Source organism: Roseobacter sp. OBYS 0001 (assembly GCF_019654895.1).
GTDB lineage: Bacteria > Pseudomonadota > Alphaproteobacteria > Rhodobacterales > Rhodobacteraceae > Roseobacter > Roseobacter litoralis.
The window spans coordinates 474,672-501,410 of record NZ_BPES01000002.1 but is presented as its reverse complement, the minus strand read 5'-3'; the positions used below and the strand labels follow the sequence as shown (position 1 = coordinate 501,410).

Genomic DNA, 26,739 nt, shown 5'->3' with positions numbered 1-26,739 from the left:
CCAAAACCCGAACAGAGCTAACGTAAATTAGCGGACTCAAAGGGGAGCAGGTCATTGGACCGCCTTGGACAACAGCTTCTGCTACGCAGCAGATGAGATTTGGCAAAAAAAGCCTCCATGGATATGGAGCGCATTGAGCTGATTACTGGACTGAAGCGTGGGCAGAGTATTGAGCACATCAAGTGACGCAACGAATTGGTCACACCTGAAGAGGCCGGTTCGAAAGCTTGCGTAGAACTGCTAGGAGTTCCATTGGACTGTTTGCGTTTTGAGCAGGTGGCCGGTGGTGTAATAAGCTAAGACTGGACTCGGCCGTTTAAGCGCCTTGTTTGAGCAGCTGATTTGACAAGATGGCCGGTGAAACCTTCAGTGACCCTCGACCCTATTGCTCTCGATCAAGGCTATGAGGCTTGCTTAGCCAGCCCAGACAGTCTGAGGAACTGAGTTTCGACAATCGCCGTAGCCCTCAGTGAAGGGTGTTTTCAATCCCGGTCCCGGAAAACAGGACCGCTATTGATGTTCGGACGCCATCAAAGCGAAACGCGCTTTACGCTTCGAGGAAGTCTTTCAATGTTGCGTTGAACAACGCAGGTTTCTCCATGTGGACGGCATGGGCGCAACCGGGTACCACAGCAAGGTGGGCATGCGGAATGGATTGCCACAAAATTTCGGTTTGTGACCATGGATAGGTGCGATCACGGTCACCCCACAGGATCAGGGTTTCTGATCGAATCGATGGCAAATCCGGTTGTCCCGACCAGCTTTGCATCGCCTCAAGCCCTGCGTCAAAGGCATCCGGTGAGGTTTGCGCAGCGATATCGGCGCAAGGTCCATAACAACGCGCCGCCTCACCATGCAGAAACCAGGTCGCTGCGATACGCCTTGCTGTTGATTGAATGCCGTCACAGTGCCCGCGTGCCTTGCTTTCTTCGATGGTCTCGAACCGGCCGGGCAGCACACCAATTGACCCGGTGGCATATAGGATCAGACGCCGGACACGATCCGGCGCAAGTCTAATGACTTCTTGCACGATCATGCCGCCCATGGAATGACCCATCAGGTCAAACTGCATAATCCCTTGCGCATCAACATCCGCCAGCACCCGTTTTGCCAGACCATTGATCGTGCTGATCGCAGGTTCGCCGTTCAGATCACCGAACCCCGGGAGCGCCACGAGAACGAGGGAACGTTCAGCACCCAAAGCTTCCTCTTGCAAATGCCACTGCTTTTGGCCGCCCATGAACCCATGTACACAAACCAGCGGAAGGCTCACTTGCGCTGACCCTGTACAATCCGGTCAAGGATCATCGCGCAGAACAGGATCGCGAAACCGGCGAGAATACCCTGCCCAACATTCGCATATTGCAGCGCTTCAAGGACATCTTCGCCCAGTCCTTTTGCGCCAATCAGCGAGGCCACAACCACCATCGCAAGCGACAGCATAATCGTCTGATTGATCCCTGCCCGGATGGACGGCGCGGCCAAAGGCAGATCAACGCGGGTCAGCAGATACCATTTGTTTGCCCCGAATGAGATGGCCGCTTCGCGCACGCTTTCCGGCACCCCACGCAACCCAAGAACCGTCAGACGCACAACTGGTGTGCCGCCAAAAATCATCGTCGTTACAACGGCTGCCGGTTTGCCGGTGCCAAAAAACGCGATTACCGGGATCATGAAGACAAAGGCGGGCATAGTTTGCATGAAGTCCATGATCGGCTGGATGAACGAATAGAACTTTGGTCGCCGGGCGCAGAACATACCCAATGGAATGCCGATCAATATCGACAGACAGGCGGCAGTGCCCAACAGGGCCAGCGTGGTCATGGCCTTTTCCCAAAAGCCCAATAGCCCCATGTAAGACAGGAATGCCGCCGACCAGACCGCCGTGCGTACACCAGCGGTCAGCCACGTTAGCAGCACGATCAGGCTGGCAATCACGATCCATGGTGTGCTGACAAAAATCAGCTCCAGCGCATCCAGTATCATGCGGATACCATAGGTGATGAAATCAAACAGCACTTCGCCGTTCGCCACGCACCAGGCAAAGAAAGCCTCAACCTCATTGATCGCGGTTAGTCGGTATTCCGGGTTGGTTGGGAATTCCGTGAGGATCGTGAATCGTCCGGGAAAGCTGTAGTGGATCATCGCTGCCAAAACGATCAACGCCATAAAAACCGCACTGCAGATGATATTGGACATCGGCAGACCTGACCTGACCGTACGGTCAGAGAGCCATTCTGAAAAGCGAGCTTCCAGCGCCCAATTGGCGACAGCAGCCTGCACGGCTTTGACCACCAAAAGGATCGCCAAACCGGACAAGGCTATGGACAGACCCTGTTCTGCCAGCGCATCTGCATCCGCCCTGATACCGCCAATCGCGGCCTGCAAGGAGTCGACGGTGCGCTGATACACATCCACCCTGTCAGACCCGCTTTCTATGGCCGCAGCCAATTGCTGTTGGCGCAGTTCCAGCGTGCCTTCGATCGAGGCGATGCGCGCGCGCGCGTCTGCTGCAAGATCACCGAAAAGACCACGTGAAATCTGGACGAGAGCCAGCGTTTCAATAATCAAAAACGGCAAGGCCCAAGACCAAAGACCACGCGCGCCGAACCAGACGGGTCCGAAAAGACCGGCCATGAGATTAAAGGTCGCCGTGAATTTCGCGCTTGCGCCGATCGTATCAAATTGCGCGATATAATAGTCAGGGTTTGTGCGCACGAAGGTGCGAATGTTTGCCTGTCGCTCCGCGGCATAGGCCCGCGCGCCTTCGGTGTCTTTTGCATCGAGCGGGTTTTCGGGTGTGTCTTTCATGACATTTCGGTCCCTTCAATAACTGTGCGCAAGATATCTGCCCGCGTAATAACGCCAACATCTGCCCCGTGATCCTCGACCAGAATGGGGCTCTCTTTGTCTATGGCGAGGTTGATAAGCGTACTCAGCGTTTCGCCTTCGTTCAAGCGAGGTGCATCCGCAGGGATCGGCCCCATATTTTGGACAAACTGTTCAATGGGTTGCATGACCGCATGTGCACGGACGACCTTGAGACGCGAAATACCTGCCACGAAATCAGAGACGTAGTCATCCGCAGGGTTCATCACGATTTCTTCGGCTGTGCCGGTTTGGACCAGTTTTCCATCCCGCATAATGGCAATGCGGTCACCGATGCGCACCGCTTCGTCCAGATCATGAGTGATAAAGATTGTTGTCTTTTTGAGGATTTTCGACAGGCGGATAAACTCGTCCTGCAACTGACGACGGATCAGTGGGTCAAGCGCGCTGAAGGGCTCGTCCATCAACAAGACATCCGGGTTTGCCGCAAGCGCGCGGGCAAGGCCGACCCGCTGCTGCATTCCACCAGAAAGCTCATGTGCGAATTTGGCGCCCCACGCACCGAGTTCAACGATATCGAGAATGGCCGCGGCTTGACGCATACGGTCGTTCTTGCTGACCTGCCGAATTTCGAGCGGCATCGCGACATTATCCAGAACGGACCGGTGTGGCATCAGCGCAAAGTTCTGAAACACCATACCTATTTTGAGATTGCGAAAAGTCTGCAGTTCTTTCGGTCCAAGGCCCATGACATCGGTGCCTTCGATCAGGATTTGCCCGGCAGTCGGCTCAAGCAGCCGGTTGAAATGCCGCACCAACGTGGATTTGCCGCTGCCCGACAGGCCCATGATGCAAAAAATCTCGCCCCTGTTCACAGAGAGGCTGACATCCGCAACGCCGACAACCGCATTATACTGTGCAAGCACCTCTGCCTTGGTCAGACCTTCATCATGGATCGCTTTGAGCGCGGCCTCGGGGTGCGCGCCAAAAATCTTCCACACGTTTGAGATTTCGATGACTGTATCCTGGTTCATGACGGACCTTTTCGTGTGTTGCATGCATGGCAAAGGCGTCGGGTATCCGGCCCCGGTAAACCCGGAACCGGATCGTTCAAAAAGCGTTCCGCCTCAGAGCCCTAGCCAGCCATCCACACGCTCTGGGTTTGCTTCGACCCATTCCCGTGCGACTTCAGCCGGATCGCGGCCCTGCCCACTGATTTCATATGCAAATCCTGACACATCATCCGCTGTCAGGGAAAAGCGCTCAAAGAACTCCGCAATCGCGGGCGAGCGCTCTGGCAAAGAATTCGACCATGCGATCTGCACATCCTTCAGGGCATCTTTTGAGGCAACTGTTGATTTTTCGTACCAATCCGCATCGTCAGATGGTTGGAACATCACATATTTTTCGGGATCAAACGCGGGCTCCGAAACCATTTCAACATCGAACATGAACCAGACGGCATGCGGCTTATAGCAATAGAACGCATAGCCTTCGCCTTTCGTGATCGAGTCCTTGATCCGGGCTGTCTTTACACTTTCTTCGGCGCGGATCGGTTCAATGAAATCCAGCAGGCCGTAGTCGCGGACCTTGACTTCATTCACATTTGCAGAGGCCCATCCGGGCGCGCCGATCCACATTTCTCCCTTGCCGTCGCCATCGCTGTCCATGAGCGCCGCGACATCAGGACGACCGAGGTCTGCGATGTCAGAGATGTCATTCGCCTTGGCAAAGTCCTGCGAGACGCAGAACCCCTGATTCCCCTCATAGGGGTTAGAGGACAGCGTCACCGTGCCGGCTTCATCGACATATTTCTTGGTAAAACTCTCTTGGTTGGGCAGCCAGACATCCGGGTGTACATCAATGTCGCCCTTACCCTGATCCATCGCCTGGAAAATCGTCGCGTTATTGCCCGGAACATATTCGACCGTGCCGCCGATGCGCATTTCGACAACGGCGCCCAGCAGATGGGCAATGGCTTGCGCGCCGGTCCAGCTCGGTACGCCGATCTTGACCTCTTCAGCCGCGAGGGCTGGTGTTGAGCACAGCGCGAGGGCTGCTGTGGCGGATATAAGTACCCGTTTCATTGACATAGTGGTCTCTCCTTGTTGAACGTTTTTTGTGTTACTTCGTGTGGCCCGGTAAACGGATTGTACCCTGATAGCGAAACAGCGCAACGCATGCGCATGTCACCAGCGCCATAGAAGGGTCTGTGCAGCGGCTGCCTGTCAGATCTGGCCTTTCGGCGACGGCCCTTTTGGATAAGACCTGATTGTCTGGCACGCGCAGAGCCTTCTAGTTTTTCATATCGCTCATACTCTGCGCTATGGCATGCGCAAAAAATAGTGCAATTTTGTATGGGCGCCCATATATTTGGTATGGGCAATGGGGCGATTTTATGGACGTACAATGGTTGGATGACGTGCTGGTACTGTTGGAAGAGGGGAATATGACCCGTGCGGCGGCGCGGCGGAACATTACGCAGCCTGCGTTCTCGCGGCGGATCAGAAACTTCGAAGACTGGCTTGGTATGGCGGTTCTGGACCGTCAGTCAAACGCCATCAAGATCAGCCCGGCGCTGACCGGAAGTGAAGCCGAAATCCGAGCGCTCCTCGCGCGTTTGAAGGATTTGAAAGACAAGATACGGAACTTCGATCCCGGCAGTTCAACTGTATCAATCTCGGCCCAGCACGCTCCTATATTTTCGAGCTTTCCCGATATGGTCCTACATGCAAAACAGCGATATCCGGGGCTGAAATTCAGGTTGCGGGCCGGGAACTTGCGCGACTGTGTAACGATGTTCCTGCGGGGGGATACCCGTGTGCTGCTGTGCTACGAATCCCCCAAGTCGCGGCCGATGCCCTTCGATGAAACGATCCGGCGCGTGGTCTGGGGGGATGACTATCTGATCCCGGTCGTTGGGGGCGGGCTGCGGGCTGGGGTGCGCGATGATGGCACGGTTCCGCTGGAAATGCCCGCCATCGTCTACCCTCAAAGCAGCTACTTTGGGGAGGTGTTGCAAAGCTCGGGGCGGGCATTTGCGACACACATCCTCAGTGCAAACCCGGTCTGCGAAACGGCGTTGTCGAGCGGCATCAAGGAGCTGGTTCTGAACGGCATGGGTGTCGGATGGTTGCCCGTCGGCATGTGCCACAAGGAAGTTGAAAGTGGCGCGATGATCTCTCTGGCGCACCAGCTTGGCCGAGAACCATTGGAGATCGCGCTATATGCAGATTTGCAGGATGCAACCGCCAGTGCCCTCGTTGAGCACTGGAGCGTGCACAAAAATTAGGCAATGCGACCGTCAAATTGTTTGACTACAATATCAGCACCTTCAAGCGCTGCCCGCACGGAACGCGCAATTTCCACAGCAGTTGGCGTATCGCCATGCAGACAAATCGTGTCGATGGATGTTTCGATCCGTTTGCCTGATTCCGTGATGATGGCCCCTGCCTGCACCATCTCGACCATACGCGGGCCTGCAATCTGCGGATCATGAATGACCGCACCCGGCAGGCTGCGGTCGACCAGTGTAGCGTCATCATTGTAGGCGCGGTCGGCAAAGATTTCACCTGCGAAGGAACAGCCCAGTGCACGTACGGCCTCTTCCTGTGCCGTGGCGCAGAGCACCATGACGATCAGGTCGGGATCGACAGACAGTGCCGCCTCAAAGAGATCGCGGGCAAGCGCGTCGTCTTCGGAGGCCATATTGGCCAAAGCGCCATGTAGTTTGAGGTGCCTTACCTTCGCGCCGATGGATTTCGCAACCCCGACAGAGGCTGCCACCTGGTACCGGACTGAGTTTTGCAGACTGGCGCGGGGGACAGACATGCGCCGCCGCCCAAAGCCCTGCAAATCCGCAAATCCGGGATGCGTGCCGATCCCCACGCCGTTCTCATGGGCCGTGCGCATCGTGGCAATCATGACGTCGGGATCACCGGCATGCGCACCGCAGGCGATATTCGCCGATGACACGGTTTTCAGCAGGGTCGCATCATCGCCCATTTTCCACGGGCCAAAGCTTTCGCCCATATCGGCATTCAGATCTACGCGTTTCATTTGGCTCTCCTGTTATTCGGCAAAAGGGTCTGTTGTTGCAGAAACCGCACCGCTGACCAGCTGATAGCTCAGCAGATCCGATATATCGTGAGGATCGCGCACCAGAGGCTTTGCGCGCCCGGCAAGGGCTTTGATTTCTGCACGAGATTTGATTTCGACTTCTCGGGCCTCGTCCACTGTCACAAAACGAAACCGCAGAGGCGCGCCCACGGGGGCCTGCGCCACGCGTGCGAGATCGCAGGGTAATACGGTGCCGATCCTCGGGTAGCCGCCGGTCGTCTGGCATTCGCACATCAGCACGTAAGGCGCACCGTCGCCTGTCACCTGAATATCACCTTCGGTGATCACTTCGGACACAATGCTCAAACCGCCATCCACGAAAAAGCCATCCGTTTCCGCATCCATGCGCACGCCCTGGCGGTTCCCGCGGGCATCGCGACGGAACGTCGTCTGCGCAAACCGGGTCAGCGTTTCTGGCGAAAACTGGTCCGTCTGAACCGAAGGAACAATGCGAATATCGCCGCCTGCAAACCGATCACTGGCTGCAATCAAAAACCCCGGCCGCTGCGTCGTGGCCGCCCCGAGCGGCAGGGTTTGACCTGGCTCTAGAACGCTACCAATCCCTGCTTTGAAGTGGGTGGAGCGCGCGCCCATGATCTGCGGCGTGTCTATGCCGCCCGCGACACTGAGATAGCCATAAGTCCCTTTCAGCACCCCGCCGATTTTCAGCTTGGCGCCTTTGGGCAGGCTATGGCTGGCGTGCCAAACCACGGCAGAGCCGTCAATGCTGGCCGACATTTCCGCACCGGTCAGCGCAATGACTGTGTCCACGCTGCTTTCGAACGTGCCCCCGACCCCAACCATCTCAATCGCCGCATGCGTTGGACTTTGGCCCAGCAGAGCCGACGCTTCGTGCAGGGCTATCTGATCTGCCGCCCCGCCGCGTGTCAGACCATAGGCAAGAAAACCCGCCCGACCCATGTCCTGCACAGATGATCCCGGACCTGCGGTATGTATGATGAGATGTCCGCTCACGGCAATGTCTCCCGCTCTGCGCCACCGTTGCCGGATGCGTCGGTCGCCATGATGTCCTGAAGGTTTTGCCGCGATACCTGTGGAAACAGCAGCTCATCGCCGGGGGTCAGGGCAAAGGGCTGTTGAGCTTTCTGGCGAAAGTTGTGGAATGCGGTTTGCCCGACGTGTCGCCAGCCTGTCGGCGTGGGGGCCGTGAAAACGACCAGCTGCCGGATTGCCGCAACCAGTGCGCCTGCCGGCACACTTTTGGTCAGATCCTGCTGGCGCGGGATGTTCCAGTTTTCGCCCAACTCGCCCATATAGGGCTGACCGGGAGCAAAGCCGATGGTCAAAACGCGCATGCGGGTCGTCGAAAGCTGTTGGATGGCGGTATCGGGATCGACACCTGCAAGTTCCGCGGCCTCTGCCAGTTGGGGGGCAAGGTCGGTGCCATAAACTGTCGGGACATGCCAAAGCGTGCGCCCTTTTGGTAACGGTGCGGCGTACCAATCGGTTTGTGCCAACAGGCCCTCCAGCTTTGAGATCAGCTTTGGGATATCTTCACTGACCAAATCCGCGACCACATATACGGACACAAGCGACATGCTGGTTTCGCGCACTTCAGGCCAGTCTGCTGCGACGACAGCGGCGCGAAAAGCGAGGGCTGCACGGTTTGCAGGGCTGCTCATTTTTTCGGCGAAGGTGACCAGCAAGCCGGACAGGCCGACCGTTTTGATTTGCGGGTAAGATATCATGTCAGCCCTCTGCTTTGTACAGCCAGCGCAGCAGCATAGGAGTGAGGTACATGGGCAACTGCCAGCAGCCGATAAACACCATCAATGGGGCCATGACCTGTTCGGGCAATGCAACGAGAAACAGGGCGATGTTGCGGTTGCCCGCGCCAATCGCAAGGGGGCCTGCCACGTCTTTGAGCCGTGAGCGTCGCAGGAAAAGGTAGACGATGATTTGCGCGCCATAGCTGATGCTGAACGCGAGTATTGCCCAGATGGCGACATCTTGGACGTTGTTGCGCAACGCCGGATTGAGGGCGGCCATGAGCCCAACGACGATGGCCGAAAAAGCCAGAACCGACAACCCATCGAGCGCTTTGATCTGGCCCTTGGTCGGTGCGGGAAAAACCACCGCGCGCAGGCCAAACCCCAGACAGGTAGCGGCGATTATGACCCCCAGCAGCGACAGCGCAGCGCGCAAAACCAACTGCGGATCGCCAAACTGCGGCGCAAGCCAAAGCAAAGGAAGGACGGTGATCGGGAATAATGCTGTGCCCAGAACGAGGATCTGCATCATCCGGCCTGCGTTCTGGCCAAGCATCAGCGCGAGGTTTGGCGCGCCGGAAATAGCTGGTGCTGCCGTTGCCAGCATGACGGCCAACGCAACGGGCGTGCCCGCTATGCCGATGCTCCAGCACAGTGCGAACAGGCACAGTGGCAAAAGGAACTGCAACACCAGAACCGATGCGATGCCCCAGCGCAAATCGCCCAAAGCGCCCGAGGCTGCACGATGTCCGATCCGCAAAGCCGTGATCGTCAGCAGTGCGGCCACCATCTGCGGCAACCACGGCTGCAACGCCGCGGCAAGCCCCGGCAGCGTAAGCCCAGCGATCAGCCCGGCAATCAATGTCAGCCGTCCATTTTCCGAAATGCGCCATAAGAGAGCTCCGAGCACTAATTGGCGTTTTGTCTGAGGTTTTCAGGCAGCCATGTGGCAATCTGCGGGAACCAGATCAGGACAAAGACCATCAAAACCATGATCAGGAACATCGGCAAGGCCGCTTTGGTAATGTACCCCATTTCGTGTCGCGTCATGCCTTGCAACACAAAGAGGTTGAACCCGATGGGCGGTGTGATCTGCGCCATTTCGACGACGACCACCACAAAGATGCCAAACCAGATCAGGTCGATGCCAGCTTCGCGGACCATTGGTTCTACAATGGCCATGGTCAGAACGACGGCTGAAATCCCATCCAGAAACATACCCAAGATGATGTAAAACACCAAAAGCGCCATGAGCAGTTGAAAGCGTCCAAGCTCCATCGCCGCGATGCCATCGGCCAGCGCGCGCGGCAGACCGGTAAAGCCCATCGACAGTTTAAGAAACGCGGCGCCCGCAAGGATCAGGGCGATCATGGCGGAAGTCCGCATCGCGCCCATCAAACTGGCCTGAAACGATGCCATGGACAGCGACCCTTGGGTCAGCGCCAGCAGCAGGGAGCCGATGACCCCGATGGCGGCGGCTTCGGTTGCGGTGGCATATCCCAGATACATCGACCCGATGACCACGGCGATCAGCGCAAAGACGGGGGCGAGGAATTTCGAATTGCGCACTTTTTCGCCAAAGCTCATGCCCCGTTCAATGGTCGGGTTCCAGTCCTTGGACGTGAAGGAGACAATCGCCACATAGGCCATGAACATACTGGCGAGGATCAGGCCCGGAAAGACACCGGCAAAGAACAGCTTGGTGATGCTTTCATTCACCGTCACGCCATAGACGATCAGCGCGAGGGACGGCGGGATCATGAGGCCAAGCGTGGCCGCCCCGGCCAGCGTGCCAATAACCATTTTCTCAGGGTAATTACGCGCCCTTAATTCCGGGATCGCCATCTTGCCCACGGTGGTCAGCGTGGCCGCAGAAGACCCGGAAACGGCCGCAAACACCGTGCAGGAAACGATATTGGTATGGACAAGCCCTCCCGGCAGTCGCGCCAGCCATGGGGAAAGACCTTTGAACATGTCTTCGCTCAGGCGGGTACGGTAGAGGATTTCGCCCATCCAGATAAACAGGGGCAGTGCCGTCAGCGTCCAACTGCTGGAGGACGCCCAGATCGTTGTGATCATCGTGTCCCCAACAGGCCGCGTGGTGAAAAGCTCCATCCCGACCCAAGCCACGCCCATGAGCGCCAGACCCACCCAGACGCCAGTGCCGAGAAGTAAAAAGAGGACCGCGAGGAAAATCCCGATTGCGTAAAGTTCAGTCATCTGTTCACACCTCGAAATGATCATCGAGGGTGTCGCGCACGATCCGATGATCCCCTTTGAAAATGACATGGAATAGATTGTCGGTGAGCGCGATCGCCAAAAGTCCGCCGCCAATCACCATGACGGATTGTGGAATCCACAGCGCAGTTGCGTCTTGTCCCTGACTGACTTCGTTGAATTTCCACGACCAGTAGACGAACCAATAGGCGTAATAGGTGAAATACCACGCAATGGCCGCGCCGATGCCGAAACACCAGATTTCCAACACCCGTTTGGGCCCTGCGGGGACGGCGTTTAACAGGATCGACACGCGAATATGCGCGCCGTGGTTCAACGCGTTGGCAAAGGCAAAAAAGCTGGCCGCTGCCATGGCATAGCCCGCGTAGTCAGGCGCGCCGGGAAAAATCTCGCCCGTCCAGCGGGCCACCATCTGCGCCACGATCAGCAGCAGAATTGAAATCAGACAGATGGCTGCCAGAACACCGGCGGCAAGGTAGAGGAAATCCAGCGTCTTGCGCAGGGCTGTCATGGCGGGCTCCTGAGTTGAGATAGAGACGAGCGGCCCCCTTGCAGGGGCCGCCGCCGCGTTTACTGAGCTGCCTTGAAGGCGTCGACGAGCGCCGCGCCCTCGTCGCCCGCAGCATCGAGCCATTCAGTTGTCATTGTCTCACCAATCGCGCGCAATTCGGCCATCAGCGCATCACCTGCAGGTTGCACGGTCATCCCACCAGCCGCCAAGCCGTCCATCGTGAACTGCGTATAAGCCTTGGACGCCTCAAGGCCGCGGGCTGCGGCCTCGTCTGCGCAGGCACGGATCGCGTCTTTGTTGGCGTCCGAAACATCGGCCCAGACGTCCTGATTGACCATCACGTAGTTGCGCGGCAACCATGCGTCGACTTCATAGAAATGCGTCAGGCTTTCCCAGACCTTGCGATCATAGCCCGTGGCACCCGACGACACCATGGATTCCGCGACGCCAGTGGCAAAGGCCTGACTGATTTCTGCGGCCTCAACAGTCACAGGCAACATGCCTGTCAACTCGGCAAGTCGGCTGGTCGTGTTGTTGTATGACCGGAATTTCACACCTGCCATATCGGCAACGCTATTCACTTCTTTCTTGAAATACAGCCCCTGCGGTGGCCATGGCACGGCATAGAGCAGTTCGAGATTTTGTTCATCCAGCAGTGCTTCGATGGATGGTTTGGCCGCCTCATACAGTTTGTCGCTGGCGTCAAATGACGGTGCGAGGAACGGAATACTGTCAAATCCGAAGACCGCGCTTTCGTTCTGGTGGCCCGATAGCAAACGCTCGCCAATCTGAACCTGCCCGGTCTGGATCGCGCGTTTGATGTCGGCACCCGCAAAAAGCGACCCGCCCGCATGTACTTCGATCGTGATCTCACCATTGGTGCCAGCACCTACGCATTCGGCAAAGGCGACACCATTTTCAGAATGGAAGTTGGACGCAGAATAAGCCATCGGCATATCCCATTTTTCCGCCGCAAAGGCCGGGGCGGCAGATGTAACAGCCAAGGCAACTGTCGCGGCACTTGCCATCAGTTTTTTTGTTATTTTCATTGTACTCTCCATGTTGGTTTTTAGGTTTGGAATCTTTGCGGTGCATAGGCGGTGAGGTCCTGATTGGTAGGCTGCTCCATCACAAGTCCGGCCACAAGCCGCCCGGTCTTGGGGCCGCCGGTCAGGCCGATGTGGTGATGGCCAAAGGCCGTGAACACGCCGGTTTTGCCGATCTGCCCAATCAGCGGCAGACTGTCCGTTGGCGCGGGCCTGTGACCAAGCCACTCAATCTCGGCGGTGGCTTTCAAATTCGGAAAGGTTTCTTTCGCCTTTTTGCGCAGGAAATTCAGTGGCGCATCGGAGGGTCCGGCATCAAGGCCACCCAGTTCAACGATACCAGCGCAGCGCACACCCTGTGCCATTGGCGTTGCCACAAACTTGCCCGATGCGATCATGGTGGGGCGCGCGGGTCCGCCTGTCGCGTCTTCATATACGATGTGATACCCGCGCTCGGATTCCAGTGGGATATTCAGGCCGAGCTTTTTCATCATGGGTTTCGACCAGACACCTGTTGCAAGTACCGCATCGTCACAATCAACCCGCCCAATGGTGGTTTCCAACCCGCTGATGCGTCCCCCGCTGAGGTCAAAGTCCTTGACTTCAGCCTCGATAATTTTGCCGCCCATGCCCTCAAAGGCCTTTGCCAGCGCCTGCACATATCCGCCGGGATCACGAATGAACCCATGGTCTTTCAACGCAGCGATCAGACCCACGTTTGGGCTGATGTTGGGCTCGTAGTCCTGAACATCCCCGCCCCGGATCAGTTCTGGTTCAAAACCAGCATCACGCCGCAGCGCCCAAACATAGGCCTCGCTCTGGAAAGCGGCCTCATCCGTATAGGCAAAGCAATAGTCACTTTCGGTGACCCAGGCATCCAGCCCGAGTTCGCTGACCAGAGATTTATGCTGGCTTACACTGTCGGTCACAATCGGCGCCAGATCCCGCGCAATGCGCCGTGTGTCAGTATCATTTGCGTTCGACAGATATTTCACCAACCAAGGTGCGATTTTCGGCAGGTACGACCAGCGCAGGTACAGCGGGAAATCGGGGTTGAACAACATGCCCGGTGCTTTTTTGATCAACCCCGGCGTAGTGACGGGAACCATGGCAGCAGCTGCCAGCACGCCCGCATTGCCATGTGAGGTGCCTTTTCCCGGCCCTGCCCGATCGATGATCGTAACGTCCGCCCCTGCGCGCTGTAGCCAAATCGCCGTGGAAACGCCCACGATGCCCGCACCTATGACGACCACATTTTTGGTCAATGCGAAATCTCTATGCTGACGCAGAAATAGAACAAGGCGCACCTCAAGACTGATTCTCGTGCCCATTAGGAGCAATCTTTTACCACACGTCAACAAATTGTTGACAAAATGTCAGCGATGGGCAGGCTGGTAATATGTCTGATAGCTTCCCCGGACCAGTTGTGTCTTCTGCTCACCTCGCCAGCGGCTCTTTTGCCGAAATCTCGGAATTGGAGTTTGGCCTGACGCTGGCGGGCAATGCTTTTCAGCGCTGGATGGTGCGCGCCATCGCGATGGCGGGCTATCCCGAACTTGGTGCGCTTGACGTTCTTGTTCTCCATTCAGTCTACCACCGGGAGCGCCCGAAAAAACTCGCCGATATCTGTTTGGTCCTCAACGTGGAAGACACGCACACGGTCAACTATGCGATTAAAAAACTGATCAAGGCAGGGCTTGTCAAAGATGGGCGTCAGGGCAAGGAAAAAACCGTTGTGGCGACTGCAAAAGGCGCACAAACCTGTGAAAGATATCGCGAAATCCGCGAAGGCTTGCTATTGCGCGCTGTCGGAGAGTTGGGGCTGGAGCCCGGACAGGTCAGTCGTGCAGCAACCCTGTTGCGGCTGATGTCCGGGCAGTACGATCAGGCCGCGCGGGCCGCGACGACCTATTGATTGCGTTTTGCCGAACGGGCACAGAGATGGCATGAACAGCAAAGCTACGGATAAACTCGGCATCTTGATGCTTGATACGCGGTTTCCGCGCGTGCCGGGTGACATTGGCAACCCTCGGACATGGGGTTTCCCGGTGCAATATGCGGTTGTGTCGGGGGCATCCCCACAAGCCATCGTGTGCGAAGACACGTCGCCATTCGTGCGCGCCTTTATCAGCGAGGGAAAGCATCTTGTTGCACAAGGGTGCACCGGGGTTGCCACGACATGCGGCTTTCTCGCGTTGATCCGACCCCAGTTGGCGCAAGCCTTGGGCGTACCGGTCGCAGCCTCAGCCCTTGAACAGGCGGCACAAATTCAGGCGACACTGGCGCCCGACAAACATCTGGGCATTATCACGATCTCAAAAACCAGCCTCACGCAGCAGCATCTGGGAATTGCCGGCGTGCCAGAAGACTGCGCGATTGTGGGTATGGAGGGGACCGCCTTCGCGCGTTCGATCCTCGAAAACCGCGCTGATCTGGATGTGGAATGCGCGCGGCGTGAGCTGGTCGAGGTTGGGCGAAACCTTGTTGAGACTGCACCACAGACGGGTGCGATCTTGCTCGAATGCACCAATATGGTGCCCTATGCGGCGGACCTGAGACGAACGACGGGGCTGCCGGTGTATTCGATCTACACTTATCTCAACTGGTTTTACCAAAGCCTGAACCCGCAGGTTTTTCCGAGTTCTTAAAGCCGCAGCCAACCGTCATCGAATTCGACTTTGCTGACACCGGCAAGCCGGATCAGACGGGCCAATTCTGCATCAAAATCCGCTTGCCGACCTTTGCCCCAACGCAGGCCCGGTTCGGGCCATAAAGCTTTGACCCTGAGAACATCCTCATTGCGAAATGCTTTCATATCAACGCGTGCCACCACCCTGTCGCCCTGTAGAATTGGGAAAACATAATAGCCGTATTTGCGTTTTGCTTCTGGCACAAACACCTCGATGCGATATTCAAATCCAAACAGCCGCTCGGCGCGTTTTCGGTCCCTGAGGGCCGGATCAAACGGGCTCAGCACGCGCAAACGTTTTGTAGGTTGGCGGTCAAGCGCGGGATCAGCAGCTATATCGGGACGCGCAAAGCTGTGCCGCGCGCTTCCATCCGCGCAGGTGATCTGCACAGGTTGCAGATGCCCACTGGCCAGTTCTTGCGCGCACCACTCTTTGGCCTCCGCCAAGGTGATGTGGTCCCAGAATGCGGCCAGTTCGGTCGGAGTCGCAAACCCCAAACGCTCCAATGCACCGGCACAACACCAGTCAATCGTGGCCCTTTGGTGGTCCTCAGACAGGGGCGCGTTGCAAAGAGCTGCATCAACCACGCGTTCGGTCAGATCATAGCGTTTCCTGAAACCTTCCCGGCCGACAACGCAAAGCGCGCCGCTACGCCACAGGTATTCCAAAGCCGTTTTGGACGGGTGCCAGTCCCACCAGCCGCCTGATCCGCGTTTTTCCCCAGCACCAACGTCGGATGAACAGACCGGGCCCTGATCGCGAATTTGATCCAATATGGTTTGAAACTGCGTTTCGAACCCGCCGCGCCGGCCACTTTTCCACTGTTTGCGCAGCTTTTCAGCGTCTCGTTGGCGTCGCAACTGCCACCACGCATAGTATTCCATGGGAATGACGGCGGCATCATGTGTCCAATGTTCGAAAAGCGCGCGGTCCTTTTCATAGAGCGACTTGAGCGCTTTGGGCCGGTAGCGGGGCCGCCGCGCGAAAAGGATCAGATCATGCGCACGCGCGACTGTATTGATGCTGTCCAATTGGACAAAACCAAGCCTGCCGATCAACTGAAGCAGGTCTTTTTTCCGAGCGTCGCCGACGGGTGCTTCAGAAAGCGCATGCCGGTCAAGAAACAACCGCCGAGCGTCTGAATTGCTCAGGGTGAGTGTATTCATCCTTGTCCGTGACGGCGCAGAGTCTGCCCAAAAGATATCTTTGGCGCAAGCGTGATGTGCTGCGGTTCAAAGCTGTCTTCTGTATCGAGTGCGGCACTGCGGTCCAGAATGATCTGTGCGGCTTTCTCGCCAATCTCTGAGCGGCAGGCATCCATCGTTGCCAGTTGGCGCGGCAGACCCTCAAGCAGTTCAACCCCGTTGAACCCGGCGAGGCCGACCTCTCCGGGAATATCAACGCCCTGATCCATGAGCCAAAGCATACCGCCCGCACCGATCATATCATTGGAATAATACAGGAAATCCAGATCAGGCGAACGTTCAAGCATCGCTTGTGTCATCTCGCGCCCCTTGGCCAGCGCAGAGCCGCCGTTATAAAACTCGCGGTCTTCGATTTCGATCCCGGCCTTGGTCAACCCTTCGGTAAACCCTTCAAACCTTTTGCGTGCGCGGTGGTCGAGCGGCATTTTCGTGCCCATAAACCCGATGCGGCTAAAACCTTGTTTCAGGATCGCCTCGGCCATTTTCCGCCCCGCCCGCCGGTGCGAAATGCCGACCATTGAATCCACGGGCGTGCCATCGGTATCCATGATCTCGACAACCGGAATACCGGCATTGGTGAGCATGGCACGCGTTGCGTCTGAATGCTCAAGCCCAGCGATGATCACCCCTGAAGGCCGCCATGACAGCATTTCATAGAGGACCTGCTCCTCTTTCTCCGGCAGATAATCCGTCACCCCAACGACAGGTTGCAGCGGTGTGTCATCAAGCGTTCGGTTGATGCCCGTCAGTACCTCGGGAAACACCATATTCGACAGCGACGGGATCACGACGGCCACAAGATTGACCCGTTGCGAGGCCAGCGACCCTGCAATCTGGTTTGGCACGTAGCCAAGCGCTTTTGCCGAGGCCAGCACCTTTTCGCGGGTGGCCGAAGAGACATCGCCGCGGTTACGCAGAACCCGGCTGACCGTCATCTCGGAAACCCCGCAGGCTTCGGAAACATCTCTGAGTGTCAGCGGTCGGTGTTTGGGTCTTGTCACTGTTATTTCCTGTTCTGTTGAGCATTGGTAGCCTACGATGGGGCTGCCTATCAAGCGCTGTCGGACGTGCTGTAGTTTGAGCGCTAACAGTACCGTGATACAGCGCGCTACTGATCCCGGCGAGCGTGGCGGATAAATTCTACATCGATATGCAGAAACGACCTGCAGCCAATGCGATTTGTTGGGATTCTGACATGCTGCACGGTGAGGGACCATCCCCAGCGTGGCGCCGCACGATTACTCGGCACCTCTGTTCGAGAGAGCAAGAACAGATGATGCCCAAAGTGGTGACCCCGGCAGGAATTGAACCTGCGGCCCCCAGATTAGGAATCTGGTGCTCTATCCAGCTGAGCTACGGGGCCACACCGGTTAGAGCGATACCAAATGAGAAGTCGATGTAAAGGTTTTTTGCTGCCACCCCCCTGCGTACCAGAGAAGTTTGGGTTTATGTCACAGCTCAGGACGGGCGGCGCATGACCCCCAGTTTCGATCTTGGCCGGTTCAGCCGCATGCTCAGCCACCGGAACGTAGGGTCAAGAGGGGTCATTTCCCGTCCGGCTTCAATCTGCGCACCAACCCACCGCAGGTTTCGATGATGGATTTCAGGCGTTCTTCCAGCCGCGTCATTTCAAGGGTGGAAGACTTCAGCGTTTCGCTTTTATCGCCGAGATCCGCGAGGTTTGTATAGATTTTCTCACTCGTCGCTGTCTGACCTTCCGCATTCGCAACCACCTGTCTGAGGGCCTTCAGAAGGTCGGTGGCAACAGTCGCATCCTGTGCACCATCCAAAGCAGTGTCCAACTCGTTTATCGAACCTTTCACCGCGTCAAACCATTCATTCGACAGACGCGGCTCCCGTTTTGCGCTGAGCATTGCGTCTCGTTCCAAGCGCCTGATACCTGAAACAACGTCGTCCACAGTGTCGCGCAAGCTGCCCTGTACCGAAATGATGTCATCATTGGCTTTCACAACCTTAGCCAGCACCAGATCAAGTTCAGAAACGATGCCGGTGATCCGGTCCAGAAACAGATTCAGATCCCGCGCAAGCACACCAAATTCGTCGGAGGTTCTGATTTCGGCGCGATGGTCAAGCCGTCCGTAAGCGCGCGCAAGGTTGCTGATGACGGATCGCAATTCCATCAGCGGCTCCAACCGCGCGCGCAGGATCAGGAACAACAGCAGGGAATGCAGAACGATCTTGCCCGCAGACAGGATCGCGGTGAGTTGGACATCTTTGAACCAGATGCTGAAATCACGATAGAGATAATTGCGCACCGTCACCGTACCCAGCACGTCGCCCACCGACGCCTGCGTGTGACAGGCGAGGCAGAAATCTTCGGCCGTGATCTCGATCTGGTGAACCTGAAAACGCCCCTCTGGCCAGTTTTCCGCCGGGATGCCCTTGGGCGTGAAACCGAACCCTTCTTCGATGGATTCCACGGTGACCGGGGCGGGCTCGATCGCGATCACATAGCCCAGATCGGACCAGTTTTCTTCGAGGATCGGATACATCGTGCGGGCAGCAACCGGCCCCCCTTCATTGCGCATGATCGAGCGGACATTATCCGCAAGGTCTTCGGCGACAAGCTGTGCCTGCTCCACCCCATCCACATAGTAGCTGTAAAAAACCAACGCCGCCTTGAGGGAAAACTCGACCACGGTAACGATCACCAGAACGATGAAAAAGTCTCGGATCATGTGGACAAGAAACGACTTGTCGAACCGGCCAATCGAGGGGTTGTTTTGATCAATCACGGATGCGCCCCGCTGCTGCATAGAGTTTCAGTTAGCGCTGACACACATGATTTAAAGTAGAAACGCATATGCCCCCTACGTGCCGCTCCGTCCTTTAAGAGCGGCGTTCAATTGCGGATGGGCTCTCACGCTCCCTTGACGGTGTCGCTTTTGAACTATCTGTTTGCGGTATACGTCCCGCTCGTGTTTGTTTCGTTTGGAATGTCCAAGACAGCCAGAGAGAGAGAGTTTTATGAAATTTTCCGACACCATCCATCCCGCCGCCCGCACCTATTCCAAGGAGGTGGCAGCGGGCACTTTGTCGCGCCGTGAGTTCCTGACCCGTGCGACATCTCTGGGTGTCAGCGCTGCTGCGGCCTATGGCTTGCTGGGTCTGTCAAAACCCGCTCAAGCCGCAAGTCCGGCACAGGCCGGCGGCACCCTGCGCATTGAATCACTGGTCAAGGCGCTGAAGGACCCACGCACCTATGACTGGCCGCAGATGTCAAACTACACACGCGGGTATCTTGAATACCTCGTTGAATATCAAATCGACGGCAGTTTCGAACCCATGCTGCTTGAAGGGTGGGAGGTGAATGCGGATGCAACCGAATACACCTTGTCCGTGCGTCAGGGCGTGACGTGGAGCAATGGCGACGCATTCACCGCAGAGGATGTGGCATTCAACATCGCAAGGTGGTGCGACAAAGGCGTCGAGGGTAATTCAATGGCATCGCGCATGGACGCGCTTGTCGATCCGGATACAGGCGTCGCCCGCGAGGGCGCGATCGTCGTCGAGGACGCAGCAACCGTGCGTTTGGTGCTGGAAAAACCCGACATCACGTTAATCGCAGGCTTCTCGGACTATCCTGCAGCCATCGTGCACCAAAGCTTCAACGGTGATCCGCTGGACAACCCGATCGGCACCGGCCCCTACATGCCAGCAGAATTCGAAGTCGGCGTCAGAGCAGCCCTTGTCAGGAATGAGGCGCACAACTGGTGGGGCGAGGGCGCGTACCTCGACCGTATCGAATATCTGGACTTTGGCACCGATCAGGCGAGCATCGTGGCGGCCGTCGACGCGGATGAGGTCGATATGGTCTATGAATCCCTGGGCGATTTCATCTTTATCATGGATGACATCGGCTTGGCGAAATCCGAAGCTGTCACCGCCAACACCGTGGTCATCCGGCCCAATCAGGCGGCCGAAGTCGATGGTATCAAGCCTTATGCCGATGCACGCGTGCGCCGTGCTCTGGCGATGGCGGTAGACAACGCGGTGCTGCTGGAACTTGGGTTTTCAGACAACGGGCGTCTAGCGGAAAACCACCATGTGTCGCCCATCCATCCGGAATACGCGGAACTGCCTGCCCCGGTCTTTGACCCCGCCGCTGCCATGGCTTTGATGGAAGAAGCTGGCATGGCAGATTACGAACATGATCTGATTTCCATCGATGATACGTGGCGTAAGGATACCACCGACGCCGCGGCGGCCATGCTGCGAGATGCCGGCATGAACGTGAAACGTACCGTGTTGCCCGGATCGACGTTCTGGAATGACTGGTCCAAGTACCCGCTGTCCAGCACCGACTGGGCGCAGCGCCCCTTGGGCGTGCAGGTTCTGGCGCTGGCCTACCGATCCGGCGAGCCTTGGAACGAGAGTGCCTTTGCCAATGCGGAATTTGATGCTTTGCTGTCGGATGCGATGGCGATTGCCGATGCGGACCAGCGCCGCGAGGTGATGGCCAAACTGCAAAAGATCATGCAGGACGAAGGCGTGATCATTCAACCTTACTGGCGCTCAATCTATCGCCATCACAAAGAAAGCATCGTCGGCGCCGAAATGCATCCGACGTTCGAAATCCACGTCACAAAACTGGGTTTCGCGGCTTAAGCCACCGATCAACACGACCCCTTCCGATCCGCATAACGCACATGCGGACCGGAAGGCGGACAGAGGCGAAGCAATGCGTCAGTGTTACAAGACGTCGCAATTCTGTGACGTCTGTTGAAGTCACCAGTCCTTATTCTTTCAATGCCCGCGCCTATCTTGAGAGGGAGACGACGCACCCTGCGCCGCCCGCTCAAGACAAGGATAGGGCCATGAACCGATTTACAAAGAAAGTCAGCCTCGCCGCAGTCGTGATCACCCTTGCCGGTGTCGCAGGTGCATCTCAATCCCATGCGCAAGGCGGGCCGGTGACAAACTCATCATGGTTTAATACCTATGCGGCGGATGCCATTGCCAACGCGCCGCGACCAGAGAAAACGGCGCAACAGAAGGTCGTCATCGTGCACAGCGCACCGCGCGTCAGGTTTCACGGCATTGGCAAAAATCGCTTGCGTGACGTCACACATCACGGCGTCAAAACCCGCCGTGACGACGGGCAGCTGGATCGATTGGGTCTTGCTAAGTAACCCAACACAGGTGCCGAGGTCTCCCGGCTGACCAATGATGATCCCTTTTCGACGGATGTGCCAAACAACCAGAAATGCTACGGATTATCTGGCTTGGACGTATTCTTCTTGTTCGACCTGCCCCACTTGCGGTCGGGTGACAAAAACGCAGAGACCCTCGGTGACGTGCCGGTTTCGGCCCGTGATCGCGTGCGTTGAACGGGGCGTTCAGAACCCGGCGCGCTGCTTTCGCGCAGAACGATGAACAAGCCGCTGGCAATGATGACCGCTGAACCGGCAATCGTGGGCATGTCCGGCACCTCATCAAAGAACAAGACACCGTAGAATGTCGCCCACAGAATCTGCGAATACTGCATGGGGGCCACAATGACTGCCTCTCCCGAGTTATAGGCGGCGATCAGAAAACGCCCGGCGATCCATGCAAGCACCGCAATGACGCCCAGCTTTCCAAGATCGGCAAGCGGCATCGGCTGATACACGAGGGGCAGCAGGGCAGCCATCACGACAAAATTCGCCATCATCGGATAGAGCATGATCACGACTGTGCGCTCTTCACGCCCGATCTTGCGCACGATGATGGAAGCAAATGACCCGCAAATGGCCGATATCAACGCGGCGAGATGCCCAAGGGCAAGCTCTTGTTGTCCGGGGCGCAGCACGATCAGCACGCCGCACAACCCGATAAAGACAGCGATCCAGCGTTGCCATCTGACCTGTTCGCCAAGGATAGGGATGGCGAGAATTGTGATCAGCAGCGGTGCCGCAAACAAAATGGCGTAAACCTGTGCGAGCGGCAGTACGGAAAAGGCGTAAAACGCACAAAACCCGGTGATGACTGCCGCGACCGTGCGCGCCGCCATCCACCAAGGATGCACCGGGAGCAATGTGCCGGATGTCGTGTCACGCAACAGATAAAGCATCGCCAGAGGAAAGCTGAACACCACGCCGAAAAAGACGATCTGAATGGGGGAATAGCTGGCCCCCAGCACCTTGATGATCACGTCATGTGACGCAAAAACGGCGAAGGCGATGAGCGCAAAGGATGCGCCTTTCACATTGGGGTTCATTGGTCCGCGTGCCATTTCGGCGACCTCTTTGTACAAAACGACTCAGCCCGCGAAATGCGGGCTGTTTGGACGCTTTAGGCCGATGAACCCTTTCCAGCAAGAGCGCTGGGTGCATATCTGCTGTGCTTAGAGGCTTGCGTCCAACGCCTTCAGGATCTCATCACCCATTTCGGTGGTGCTGATTGGTGTGCCACCTTCTTCGCCCATAAGGTCTGCGGTGCGCGCACCATTGGCAAGCACTGTTTCGATCGCTGCTTCGAGACGCGCGGCCTCATCGCCTTGGTCGAAGGAATAGCGCAGCGCCATCGCAAAGCTCAGAATACAGGCAATCGGATTTGCCTTGGCCTGACCGGTGATGTCGGGCGCAGACCCGTGCACCGGTTCATAAAGCGCCTTTGGCCGACCATTCGCCGCCGGCGCGCCAAGGCTCGCCGATGGCAACATGCCCAATGAGCCAGTCAGCATCGCGGCGCAGTCCGACAGAATATCGCCAAACAGGTTGTCCGTCAGAATGACGTCAAATTGCTTGGGCGCGCGCACCAGCTGCATCGCGCCATTGTCGGCGTACATATGGCTCAGCTCAACGTCCGGGTAGTCCTCGTCATGGACTTTCTGCACCACTTCGCGCCACAGGATGCCGCTTTCCATGACATTGGCTTTTTCCATGGAGCACACTTTGTTGCTCCGACGCCGGGCCAGTTCGAAAGCAGAACGGGCGACACGGTCGATCTCGGATTCGGTATAGCGCTGGGTATTGATGCCGACGCGCTCGTTGCCCTCTTCAAAAATACCGCGCGGCTCGCCAAAATAGACGCCGGACGTCAGTTCGCGCACAATCATGATATCGAGCCCGGCGACTAAGTCCTTCTTGAGGGATGAAAAGTCAGCCAGAGCGTCAAAGCACTGAGCGGGCCGCAAGTTGGAAAACAGGTCCATTTCCTTGCGAAGGCGCAGCAGCCCCCGCTCCGGCTTTACGCTGAAATCGAGGTCATCGTATTTCGGGCCGCCCACGGCACCCAGCAACACCGCATCAGCCTGAAGCGCGCGCGCCATGGTGTCATCATGCAAGGGCGTGCCATGCGCGTCATAGGCGGCCCCCCCCACGAGATCTTCGCTGACGTCAAAGGCAAGGCTGCGCTTATCACCGAACCATGCGATCACGCGCTTGACCTCTTCCATCACTTCGGGGCCGATTCCGTCACCTGGAAGAATTAAAAGGGAAGGGTTGGCCATGGCGTTTCTCCTGAAAAATGGTCTGTAGCGCCCTACCGTGTGGGCGATGCAGGGTCAAGAAGGCGACGGCACCTCAACGCGCCAGATCAACCCAGACAAGGCGATGGCTGCTGGCCGTTTGCGCCACAACACCCTCCGGGCCCGAGGGCCAGTAGACCCCCGCCGCCTGAACACGCCAATCAGACGAGGGGAAAACATAATCCACCCGCATGTTTCCGGGCACAGGGTCATCCCAGTCAGCGGTATCGAACGGGTCGCCGGTTGCCTCAACACTGCCCGGGCTAGTCGGTTCGACATCCTGCAAGCGCGGATCACTGATGAGTCCGCGCATTGCCTTTTTGAGGCCCTCGCCGGCGACAGGGTCCTGATTGAACGCCCCCAGCACGACGAACTGGCTATCGGGGGCTGGACCAAAAACGCCATCCAGATAGCTTTGCCAAAAGACAATTTCGTCATGGTTGCGTTTGCCGTTGCGGTCCTCCGGACCGTCAAAAACGGGGGGGCTGGCATGCAAGGTCATCAGCGTCACCCGACCCGGTCCGGGCACATCCACGGGCACAACCCAGTGCCCGGTTGTCGACAGGCGCTGGATGGCCTGCGCTTGCTCGGACGGAAATGGTCCCGCCGCCGTTTCAGGGAGTAAGGCCCCGGGAAAGTCCCGCCAAAGCACTGCGGAGAAATCCTGAACCTCATCTATGACAATCGGGTATTTCGACAGGATCGCCATGCCCCCCTGACCAGAGAAAAAGCCATAGCCTTGCGCATCACGCGCCTCTGCGCGGCGCCGGTTGCCGTCCAGATCGAGGTTGGTGCGCATGCCGGTATTTGGTAAGGTCGCGAATTGATACGGGTAATCGAGGCCCCCCGTGCGCAATACGTCTGTAAACGCCGAAAGCGCCGCCCCAGTCAGGTCATAATCAAAACTTTGCAAGGCGACGATATCAGGTGCAACCGTTGTCAAAACCGACGCCACCGCCTTAATTTGTTCATCCTCCCCCCGCAGGATGTCGCGCAGCAAAAGGCCCGGCCCTTTGCGTTCCAGTCCAGTGTGGAAAGTGGCGATACGAAGGGTTTCTGACCAAGCACAAGCGGCATTCAAGGTAAGCACGCCCGCCAACAGCAGACGGCATGCGCCAATTGCATCGGGTCGAATTTTGCGGCGCCGGGGCAGCTGCGTGTTCTGAGCAAGATGTGGCGTGTTTTGCAACGCCGTCGCGTGCAGACGTGACCAGTTGCCGGTCGGACGCTCATCCGACAAACCAAAGGTCTTTTCGACCGAACGGGGAAAGGAACGGGCAGCGCGCCGCACGAGTATCATAGCGTTAACTATTAAGCCCTAGAACCTTTATCAGACGTTAACGCATTCAGGAAACCGGGCGTGGCTCAGACCCAAGGGCGGGATTGGGCCGCTTGTTGTTCAAACCCATCAATTGCGCCGATTTTTTCCATCGTGAGGCCAATATCATCGAGGCCTTCCATCAGGCAGCGCTTTTTGAACGGGTCCACTTCAAAGCTGAACACCTCGCCATCCGAGGTGGAAACGGTCTGCGCTTCAAGATCCACCGTTATCCGGGCATTGGCCCCATTTTCCGCATCCTTCATCAGGATATCGACCTGTTCCTGCGGCAGGGCGATGGGAAGGATGCCATTTTTAAAGCAGTTATTGTAAAAGATATCCGCAAAGGACGGCGCAATCACGCAACGGATGCCAAAGTCCTTGATGGCCCAAGGCGCGTGTTCCCGGCTGGACCCGCAGCCGAAGTTGTCGCCCGCAACAATGATCTCTGAGTCTCTGTAAGCGTCTTTGTTCAGGATAAAATCAGCGATCTCATTCCCATCATCGTCATAGCGCATCTCGTCGAACAGATTGACCCCAAGACCCGACCGCTTGATCGTTTTGAGAAACTGCTTGGGGATGATCATGTCGGTATCGACGTTGATAAGCGGCAGAGGCGCCGCGATCCCGGTGAGTGTTGTGAACTTGTCCATCTGTTTCTCCTCGCTCCGCAGGGGGCTTTGGGTCGTTGGCGCAGGATAGGCCATTCGTTTGATGGTGTGATGCCGTATTTTAAAGCGCTTTGCAATCACCACGCGGATGCGTTCAACCGGTGTGAAACGAAAAATGATACCATCGAAGGTCAGACATTACCCGCTTCAGTGCATTCTTATCGAAAACAAGCGCACGACCTGCATTTCACATCGCCTCACTGGCTTGCGCCACATCCCCAGACGCAGTCTTTACGGTCTTGCCTACATTCTCAATCAGGCGATGCGTGATAATGCGCATAACGGCCATCCCAAAGCTGGGGTCTTCGAACTGGAGCCTCATGAACTGCTTTTCATCAATGCTGTAGACCTGCGTATCCTCGCTGCAACGCGCAGTGGCGATGCGTGTGGCCGAATTCGTGAAAAACGCAATCTCTCCGAAGATGTCGCCGGCACATAAATCGACGTTCATCTCTTCAATCGACACCCGGCCTTTCGCAATATAATACAACTGATCGACCGGATCCCCCCGTTCAAAAACAACTGCGCCGGCTTTGATTTTCTGTAGCTTTCCATAAGCCTTGATGATTGAAAAATCAGACTGTGTTGTTGCCGCAGCGCGGCCCAGCTTTCCGCGCAAGGCGAGGACCTGCCACAATCGATAGAGATTGATCGGAAGCAATATGAGTTCCATGGCCAAAAGTGGCCAGAGTTGCAGGGTAAAGGCATAGGCGGCAAAACAGACAGATGACGCAATCGCCAATAGCCGAAGTGGCAGCATTGTGGCCACTGAATAGGAGGCGACCGTGAGGATGGAGGCCAGCCAGCCGACCGCTTCGATCCAGTGAAAATTTGCAAAATGATCCATCGGCCCGCCTTCTGTACGCATCGGAGGTGCCAACGCATTGAATTTCGCTTACGCGCGTAGGTAT

Annotated in this window: 25 protein-coding genes and 1 tRNA gene; 5 read left to right on the top strand and 21 right to left on the bottom strand. The window is 57.0% G+C overall.

Features of this window, described 5'->3' with window-relative positions:
* Positions 1-547: 547 nt before the first annotated feature.
* The 4 genes from K5Q35_RS07910 to K5Q35_RS07895 form a co-directional block, all read right to left on the bottom strand.
* Positions 548-1,273 (bottom strand): alpha/beta fold hydrolase, encoded by a 726-nt coding sequence (locus tag K5Q35_RS07910; protein WP_259650488.1) that lies wholly within the window; start codon positions 1,271-1,273, stop codon positions 548-550.
* Positions 1,270-2,811 carry a proline/glycine betaine ABC transporter permease gene (locus K5Q35_RS07905; protein WP_013960020.1) on the bottom strand — a complete coding sequence of 514 codons (1,542 nt, stop codon included), beginning with the start codon at positions 2,809-2,811 and terminating at the stop codon, positions 1,270-1,272. The genes K5Q35_RS07910 and K5Q35_RS07905 overlap by 4 nt, the downstream gene beginning before the upstream one ends.
* A complete protein-coding gene (locus K5Q35_RS07900) occupies positions 2,808-3,863 on the bottom strand; it encodes a glycine betaine/L-proline ABC transporter ATP-binding protein (RefSeq protein ID WP_220799126.1) in 1,056 nt (351 codons plus the stop codon). The genes K5Q35_RS07905 and K5Q35_RS07900 overlap by 4 nt, the downstream gene beginning before the upstream one ends.
* Before the next feature lie 93 nt (positions 3,864-3,956).
* A complete protein-coding gene (locus K5Q35_RS07895; RefSeq protein WP_013960018.1) occupies positions 3,957-4,922 on the bottom strand; it encodes a glycine betaine ABC transporter substrate-binding protein in 966 nt (321 codons plus the stop codon).
* A gap of 305 nt (positions 4,923-5,227) precedes the next feature.
* Between K5Q35_RS07895 and K5Q35_RS07890 the strand changes: the two genes are divergently transcribed.
* The gene (locus K5Q35_RS07890; protein WP_013960017.1) at positions 5,228-6,121 is read left to right on the top strand and encodes a LysR family transcriptional regulator; all 894 of its coding nucleotides are present in this window, start codon (positions 5,228-5,230) and stop codon (positions 6,119-6,121) included.
* Here K5Q35_RS07890 and K5Q35_RS07885 read toward each other — a convergent pair.
* From K5Q35_RS07885 to K5Q35_RS07850, 8 genes are read right to left on the bottom strand one after another with little or no spacing between them, the layout of a single operon-like run.
* Entirely contained in the window at positions 6,118-6,888 is a 771-nt protein-coding gene (locus K5Q35_RS07885; protein ID WP_013960016.1) for a LamB/YcsF family protein, read from the bottom strand. The two genes, K5Q35_RS07890 and K5Q35_RS07885, sit on opposite strands and share 4 nt — an antisense overlap.
* Positions 6,889-6,900: 12 nt before the next feature.
* Positions 6,901-7,923 carry a biotin-dependent carboxyltransferase family protein gene (locus K5Q35_RS07880; protein WP_374758595.1) on the bottom strand — a complete coding sequence of 341 codons (1,023 nt, stop codon included), beginning with the start codon at positions 7,921-7,923 and terminating at the stop codon, positions 6,901-6,903.
* Positions 7,920-8,657: an allophanate hydrolase subunit 1 gene (locus K5Q35_RS07875; RefSeq protein WP_220799125.1), complete on the bottom strand. Its 738-nt coding sequence runs from the start codon at positions 8,655-8,657 to the stop codon at positions 7,920-7,922. The genes K5Q35_RS07880 and K5Q35_RS07875 overlap by 4 nt, the downstream gene beginning before the upstream one ends.
* Position 8,658: 1 nt before the next feature.
* On the bottom strand, positions 8,659-9,588 hold the full coding sequence (locus tag K5Q35_RS07870) for a hypothetical protein (protein ID WP_220799124.1): 930 nt from the start codon (positions 9,586-9,588) through the stop codon (positions 8,659-8,661).
* Positions 9,588-10,898 (bottom strand): TRAP transporter large permease, encoded by a 1,311-nt coding sequence (locus K5Q35_RS07865; protein ID WP_220799123.1) that lies wholly within the window; start codon positions 10,896-10,898, stop codon positions 9,588-9,590. Before K5Q35_RS07865 ends, K5Q35_RS07870 begins: the two co-directional genes overlap by 1 nt.
* Positions 10,899-10,902: 4 nt before the next feature.
* Positions 10,903-11,427 (bottom strand): TRAP transporter small permease, encoded by a 525-nt coding sequence (locus tag K5Q35_RS07860; protein WP_220799122.1) that lies wholly within the window; start codon positions 11,425-11,427, stop codon positions 10,903-10,905.
* Positions 11,428-11,486: 59 nt separating this feature from the next.
* Complete coding sequence (locus K5Q35_RS07855; protein ID WP_220799121.1) at positions 11,487-12,476, bottom strand: TRAP transporter substrate-binding protein; 990 nt, start codon at positions 12,474-12,476, stop codon at positions 11,487-11,489.
* A 20-nt stretch (positions 12,477-12,496) separates the two neighbouring features.
* Entirely contained in the window at positions 12,497-13,738 is a 1,242-nt protein-coding gene (locus tag K5Q35_RS07850; RefSeq protein WP_220799146.1) for an FAD-binding oxidoreductase, read from the bottom strand.
* A gap of 134 nt (positions 13,739-13,872) precedes the next feature.
* Between K5Q35_RS07850 and K5Q35_RS07845 the strand changes: the two genes are divergently transcribed.
* Together K5Q35_RS07845 and K5Q35_RS07840 are read left to right on the top strand one after the other, a co-directional pair.
* Positions 13,873-14,388: a winged helix DNA-binding protein gene (locus K5Q35_RS07845; RefSeq protein WP_220799120.1), complete on the top strand. Its 516-nt coding sequence runs from the start codon at positions 13,873-13,875 to the stop codon at positions 14,386-14,388.
* Positions 14,389-14,419: 31 nt separating this feature from the next.
* Positions 14,420-15,121 carry an aspartate/glutamate racemase family protein gene (locus tag K5Q35_RS07840; RefSeq protein WP_220799119.1) on the top strand — a complete coding sequence of 234 codons (702 nt, stop codon included), beginning with the start codon at positions 14,420-14,422 and terminating at the stop codon, positions 15,119-15,121.
* Here the strand turns inward: K5Q35_RS07840 and K5Q35_RS07835 are convergent.
* From K5Q35_RS07835 to K5Q35_RS07820, 4 genes are all read right to left on the bottom strand, one after another.
* Complete coding sequence (locus K5Q35_RS07835) at positions 15,118-16,329, bottom strand: winged helix-turn-helix domain-containing protein (RefSeq protein ID WP_220799118.1); 1,212 nt, start codon at positions 16,327-16,329, stop codon at positions 15,118-15,120. The genes K5Q35_RS07840 and K5Q35_RS07835 overlap by 4 nt on opposite strands.
* Complete coding sequence (locus K5Q35_RS07830; RefSeq protein ID WP_013960005.1) at positions 16,326-17,369, bottom strand: LacI family DNA-binding transcriptional regulator; 1,044 nt, start codon at positions 17,367-17,369, stop codon at positions 16,326-16,328. Before K5Q35_RS07830 ends, K5Q35_RS07835 begins: the two co-directional genes overlap by 4 nt.
* Positions 17,370-17,654: 285 nt before the next feature.
* Positions 17,655-17,731 (bottom strand) — tRNA-Arg (locus tag K5Q35_RS07825).
* Positions 17,732-17,912: 181 nt separating this feature from the next.
* On the bottom strand, positions 17,913-19,124 hold the full coding sequence (locus K5Q35_RS07820) for a HAMP domain-containing protein (RefSeq protein WP_148264291.1): 1,212 nt from the start codon (positions 19,122-19,124) through the stop codon (positions 17,913-17,915).
* Between the two features lie 232 nt (positions 19,125-19,356).
* On the opposite strand from K5Q35_RS07820, the gene K5Q35_RS07815 reads away from it, so the two are divergent.
* Entirely contained in the window at positions 19,357-20,997 is a 1,641-nt protein-coding gene (locus K5Q35_RS07815) for an ABC transporter substrate-binding protein (protein ID WP_220799117.1), read from the top strand.
* 209 nt (positions 20,998-21,206) lie between these two features.
* Positions 21,207-21,521 carry a hypothetical protein gene (locus K5Q35_RS07810; RefSeq protein ID WP_220799116.1) on the top strand — a complete coding sequence of 105 codons (315 nt, stop codon included), beginning with the start codon at positions 21,207-21,209 and terminating at the stop codon, positions 21,519-21,521.
* Positions 21,522-21,598: 77 nt separating this feature from the next.
* Here the strand turns inward: K5Q35_RS07810 and K5Q35_RS07805 are convergent, their stop codons facing one another.
* From K5Q35_RS07805 to K5Q35_RS07785, 5 genes are all read right to left on the bottom strand, one after another.
* Entirely contained in the window at positions 21,599-22,603 is a 1,005-nt protein-coding gene (locus K5Q35_RS07805) for a DMT family transporter (RefSeq protein WP_013960001.1), read from the bottom strand.
* A gap of 111 nt (positions 22,604-22,714) precedes the next feature.
* Positions 22,715-23,821: a 3-isopropylmalate dehydrogenase gene (leuB, locus tag K5Q35_RS07800; protein WP_013960000.1), complete on the bottom strand. Its 1,107-nt coding sequence runs from the start codon at positions 23,819-23,821 to the stop codon at positions 22,715-22,717.
* A gap of 73 nt (positions 23,822-23,894) precedes the next feature.
* On the bottom strand, positions 23,895-25,139 hold the full coding sequence (locus K5Q35_RS07795; protein ID WP_220799115.1) for an endonuclease/exonuclease/phosphatase family protein: 1,245 nt from the start codon (positions 25,137-25,139) through the stop codon (positions 23,895-23,897).
* 65 nt (positions 25,140-25,204) lie between these two features.
* A complete protein-coding gene (leuD, locus tag K5Q35_RS07790; protein WP_013959998.1) occupies positions 25,205-25,810 on the bottom strand; it encodes a 3-isopropylmalate dehydratase small subunit in 606 nt (201 codons plus the stop codon).
* A 205-nt stretch (positions 25,811-26,015) separates the two neighbouring features.
* A complete protein-coding gene (locus K5Q35_RS07785) occupies positions 26,016-26,675 on the bottom strand; it encodes a Crp/Fnr family transcriptional regulator (RefSeq protein WP_259650487.1) in 660 nt (219 codons plus the stop codon).
* Positions 26,676-26,739: the final 64 nt, after the last annotated feature.